The sequence below is a fragment of the Sphingomonas sp. genome (genome assembly GCF_013816785.1).
In the GTDB taxonomy this organism is placed as follows: Bacteria; Pseudomonadota; Alphaproteobacteria; order Sphingomonadales; family Sphingomonadaceae; genus Sphingomicrobium.
In genome coordinates, this window is record NZ_JACDDV010000075.1 from 2255 (window position 1) to 7111 (window position 4857).

5 protein-coding genes are annotated in these 4857 nt (G+C 64.5%); 3 read left to right on the forward strand and 2 right to left on the reverse strand.

Going from position 1 to position 4857, the window contains the following annotated elements:
* Positions 1–40: 40 nt before the first annotated feature.
* Positions 41–562, reverse strand: coding sequence for a sigma-70 family RNA polymerase sigma factor (locus tag H0W65_RS11630; RefSeq protein WP_294007747.1), 522 nt, complete (start codon positions 560–562; stop codon positions 41–43).
* A gap of 197 nt (positions 563–759) precedes the next feature.
* Here H0W65_RS11630 and H0W65_RS11635 point away from each other — a divergent pair, with 197 nt between their 5' ends.
* The gene (locus H0W65_RS11635; RefSeq protein WP_294007749.1) at positions 760–2178 is read left to right on the forward strand and encodes an MBOAT family O-acyltransferase; all 1419 of its coding nucleotides are present in this window, start codon (positions 760–762) and stop codon (positions 2176–2178) included.
* Positions 2153–3346 carry a hypothetical protein gene (locus tag H0W65_RS11640; RefSeq protein ID WP_294007751.1) on the forward strand — a complete coding sequence of 398 codons (1194 nt, stop codon included), beginning with the start codon at positions 2153–2155 and terminating at the stop codon, positions 3344–3346. Before H0W65_RS11635 ends, H0W65_RS11640 begins: the two co-directional genes overlap by 26 nt.
* On the opposite strand, the gene H0W65_RS11645 is transcribed toward H0W65_RS11640, so the two are convergent.
* Positions 3343–4515: an acetyl-CoA C-acetyltransferase gene (locus H0W65_RS11645; RefSeq protein WP_294007752.1), complete on the reverse strand. Its 1173-nt coding sequence runs from the start codon at positions 4513–4515 to the stop codon at positions 3343–3345. The genes H0W65_RS11640 and H0W65_RS11645 overlap by 4 nt on opposite strands.
* Positions 4516–4642: 127 nt before the next feature.
* On the opposite strand from H0W65_RS11645, the gene H0W65_RS11650 reads away from it, so the two are divergent.
* Positions 4643–4857: polyhydroxyalkanoate synthesis regulator DNA-binding domain-containing protein (locus tag H0W65_RS11650; RefSeq protein ID WP_294007754.1), on the forward strand; the 215-nt coding region annotated here is incomplete at its 3' end.

Consider the following 4857-nt stretch of genomic DNA (forward strand, 5'->3'; position numbering starts at 1 on the left):
TCCGTGAGCTGATGGATCAACTCGTCATGGTCGTTCATGCTCATTCACTTTCCACCAGCGCCGCCAGCTTCTTGATGCCGCGGTGCACGTTGACTTTGACGAGGCTGGGCGACTGGCCGCTGACCCGCGCCGCCTCCTCGATGCTCAATCCTTCGACCCTGGTCAGGGTGATGGCGTTGGCCTGCCCGGCCGGCAGGCGGGCAAGCAGACTGTCGAGGCTGAGCCGCGAGAGGACGCTGTCCTCTTCATGCTCGACCATCGCGTCGCCTTCATGCAATTCCTCGGTGCGGGTCAGCTTGCGCAACGCGTCGATCCACCGATAGCGAGCGATCGCCGCCAGCCATGGGTAGAAGGGCCGCGCCGGATCGTAACTGGCGCGCTTGGTATGCAGCGAGATCAGCGTGTCCTGGACCAGATCGTCGACCATCGGCGGGGCGATGCGGCGCGCATAGTAGCGCAGCAGCCAGTCACGGCACGCGCCCAGAAGCGCGCGGTAAGACGGGCGATCGCCGCCTTGCGCCGCGGCCATCAAACGCCGCATTTCCTCGTCACGAAGGATCATGGTTCCTCTTAAGCAAACGGTCGCGTCAAGGTTACATCCTTTTGACGTTGGCAACCGATCGTTGCGCGCATGCCTCATTTCGTGCATCACGCCGATAGACTGCTGGGCGGGGGCTCGGCGGTCGACATGGATGTATCGCTTGCCGACAGGGGGCAGTTGAGCGTGACCGTTGATAGCGTCTTGCGGCGACTGGCCGCATGATCTTCAATTCGCTGACCTTCGTGGTCTTCTTCGCGATCGTGCTTGGGCTGCATCGCGCGCCGCTGCCGTGGACCGCGAAAAAGATCGTCCTGCTGGTCGCCAGCTACCTGTTCTACGCCGCCTGGAATCCGCCGTTCGTGATCCTGTTGTGGATTTCGACCGTGGTCGACTGGTGGGCGGCGCAGGCGATGGTCAAGTCGGGGCGGCCGTGGACGCGGCGGGCGTGGATGATCACCTCGGTGGTGGTCAATTTGGGGCTGCTCGGCTTCTTCAAATACGGCCAGTTTTTGCTCGATAATTTCATCGTCCTGGCGGGCGCGGCCGGGATTGCCTACCAGCCGGCCAAATACGACATCATTCTGCCGGTCGGGATTAGCTTCTACACATTCGCGACCTTGTCCTACACGCTCGACGTCTATCTGCGCCGGTCGAAGCCGGCCAAGCATTTTCTCGACTATGCGCTGTTCGTGACCTTCTTCCCGCACCTTGTCGCGGGGCCGATCATGCGGCCGACCGAGCTGGTGCCGCAGTTCGCCGAGGAGCGGCGCGCGACACCGCACATGATGTTGTTCGGCATGGCGCTGCTGACGCTGGGACTATTTCAGAAGGTGGTATTGGCTGACGGGTTTCTCGGCCCAGTGGTCGAGGCGGTCTACGACGCGCGCAAGGGCGTGCCGATGGCCCTCGACGCGTGGGTGGGGACCTTCGCCTTCGCCGGGCAGATATTCTGCGATTTTGCCGGCTATTCGACCAGTGCCATCGGGGTTGCATTGGCGCTGGGATTCGCCATGCCCGACAATTTTCGCTTCCCCTACGCGGCGATCGGTTTTTCCGATTTCTGGCGGCGATGGCACATCACTTTATCGAGCTGGCTGCGCGACTATCTCTACATTCCGCTGGGCGGGAACCGACACGGGCCGGCGCGAACCTATGCGGCGCTGATGGGGACGATGCTGCTTGGCGGACTATGGCACGGCGCAAACTGGACGTTCGTGGTGTGGGGCGGGCTGCACGGCCTTTATCTGTCGGTCGAGCGGTGGCTTAGGGGACGGTTCGCGAGCTATCGGCCGGGACCATGGATGCTGGCGGCGATCGGCGCGCTGACCTTCCTGCTCATCAACATCACCTGGGTCTTCTTCCGGGCCAAGACCTTCGGCGGCGCATGGACGATCCTGACGTCGATGGTCGGCGCGGCAACCAAGCCGGTGGCAATGATCGCCATGCTGCCGATGATCTACGCGATGACCATCGTGGCCGGAATCGTCGCGACCCATTGGGCGATGCGCGACAAGACGATTGAACTGGTGATCCAAAAGACGCCGCCACTGCTGCTCGGAGCGATCTGGGCGGTCATGGCGATGGCGATCATCGCGGAACAGGGGAAAGGCAGTGCCTTCATCTACTTCCAGTTCTGACCTGCACGGCATCATCCGGGAAGAGGGCGCCCTGCCTGCCGGCCTGAGGCTGACGGCCTCCGACCGGCCGGGCCAGGCGCAGCCGGTGCCCACCCGTGACATCCCGCGGCAACCTTGGGGGAGAATTGCGCTCGCTGCGCTACTGGCAGTCGGGCTGGGAACTTTTGCGCTCGAGGTCAATGCGCGGCGACTCGGCCTTAACCCGGGCGATCTCGACAATAGCGAGACCGATTGGGCTCACGAGCGCGCGCGCTCGTCCGGGGCGCAGGTGGCGATCGTCGGCGATTCGCGCATCCTGTTCGACACCGACCTCGACCGGTTCGAACAATTGACCGGCGAGCGCCCGATCCAGCTGGCAATCCACGGCACCAGCGCGCGCGCCTTGCTCAAGGATGTCGCCGACAATCCCGACTTCAAGGGGCTTCTGATCGTCGGGCTGGCAGACACGATGTTCTTTCAGCCGTTCGACGGCTACGGCGGCTATATTCATGAGCGCAAACGCTTCGAATCCCCGGCCAAGAGGGCGTCGGCGGTGCTCGATCATGCGTTGCAACGCCAGCTCGCCTTCCTCGATGGCAGTTACCGGCTGAGCGTCGTTGCACGGCGGCTGGACCCGGGATTGCGCGGTCGTCCCGACAACCCCTACCTCGATATTTGGAAACTCGCTCGGGTGGGCGATCACCGCCAGACCTGGATGTGGCCGCGGATTGTTTCCGACACCAGGCTTCGGGCGCATGCGCGCTTTGCGTGGGAAGGTTTCAAGCAAGAATTTCCTTTCACCCCTCAATTGGTCGGCAAGGGCCTTGCCGAGGCTGATGCGGCGGTGAAGGCGATTCGCGCGCGGGGGGGTGAGGTGGTATTCGTCCGCCCGCCCTCGGACATTCATTTGCGAGTCAACGAGGAAGCGCAGGTGCCCAAGGCCAAGGGCTGGGACGCGCTGCTTCGGACGACGAGGAGTGTGGGGGTTCACAACGATGAGTTACCGCCAAACCTCCGTCATCTGGCGATGCCCGAATGGTCGCATCTAACGCGGGCCTGCGCGACAGTGTTTACTGACGCCTATGTGCGGCGGCTGACGCAGCGGACAAAGCGACTGACGCTTCGCCGCGATGCGCCGCGGCCGCTAACCCGCGCGGACTGCCTGACCCCGGACGATCGACCGCTTTAGCGCTCGACGCAGAGCGCGATGCCCATGCCGCCGCCGATGCACAAAGTGGCCAAGCCCTTCCGGGCGTCGCGCCGGACCATTTCGTGCAGCAGCGTGGTGAGCACGCGCGCGCCGCTGGCGCCGATCGGGTGGCCGATAGCGATCGCGCCGCCGTTGACGTTGACCAGCTCAGGATCCCAGCCGAGTTCCTTGCCGACGCTGAGCGCCTGTGCAGCGAAGGCCTCATTGGCCTCGACTAAATCAAGGTCGGCGACCTTCCAGCCCGCCTTTTCCAGAGCTCGGCGGGTCGCCGGGACCGGGCCGATGCCCATGATCGACGGATCGACCCCGGCCGAGGCCCAGCTGGCGACGCGGGCGAGGACGTTGGCGCCGCGGCGCTCGGCCTCTTCAGCGCTCATCAGGACGAGGGCGGCGGCGCCGTCGTTGATCCCGCTGGCGTTGCCGGCGGTGACCGATCCTTCCTTCTTGAATGCGGCGCGCAACGCGGCGAGAGCATCGGCGGTGGCGCCATCACGAATATATTCGTCGCGATTGGCGATCGTGTCGCCCTTGCGACCCTTGATCGTCACCGGCGCGATTTCGCCGTCGAATTTACCGGAGTCACGTGCGGCGGCGGCGAGGGTTTGGGACCGCAACGCAAACGCGTCCTGCTCTTCGCGCCCGATCTGATATTGCTCGGCCAGATTTTCCGCCGTCATGCCCATGTGATAGCCGTTGAACACGTCGGTCAGCCCGTCCTTGATCATTGTGTCGATCAGGCTGACGTCGCCCATTTTGGCGCCCTGGCGGAGCGCCTGGCAGTGTGGCGACATGCTCATGCTTTCCTGTCCGCCGGCGACGACGATGGCGCTGTCGCCAAGCGCGATCGCCTGGCTGGCGAGGGCGACGGCCCGGAGGCCCGACCCGCACACCTGGTTGAGGCTCCACGACGGGACCTCCTGGGGGATGCCGGCGGCCATCGCCGCCTGGCGCGCCGGATTCTGGCCCTGACCGGCGGTCAGCACCTGGCCGAGGATGACCTCGCTGACCTCCTCGCCAGCGACGCCGGCGTCAGCCAGCGCCGCCTCGATCGCGACGCGGCCGAGCTCGTGCGCCGGGGTCGCCGCGAAGCTGCCGAGAAAGGCGCCGACCGGGGTGCGGCGCGCCGCGGTGATGACGACATCGGTCATGGTAAAGACTCCAGAATTGTTCGGTTGACCCCGCCCTAGCACCGCCTTCGCGGGTGCGAAACCGCGCCATGTTGCGGTGCGGGATGCAGCGGACTAGGCTCTGACAAATTCATTCAGGAGCAGGTGCATGGCCAAATCGGCGAGCGGCAGTTCGACGGGCAAGGTGACGATCAAGAAATACGCCAACCGGCGACTCTACGACACCGAGAGCTCAAGCTACATCACGCTCGACAAGCTGGGGACGATGATCCGCGAAGGCCGCGATTTCGAGGTCATCGATGCCAAGTCGGGCGAGGACATCACCCACCAGGTGCTGACCCAGATCATCGTCGACGAGGAAGG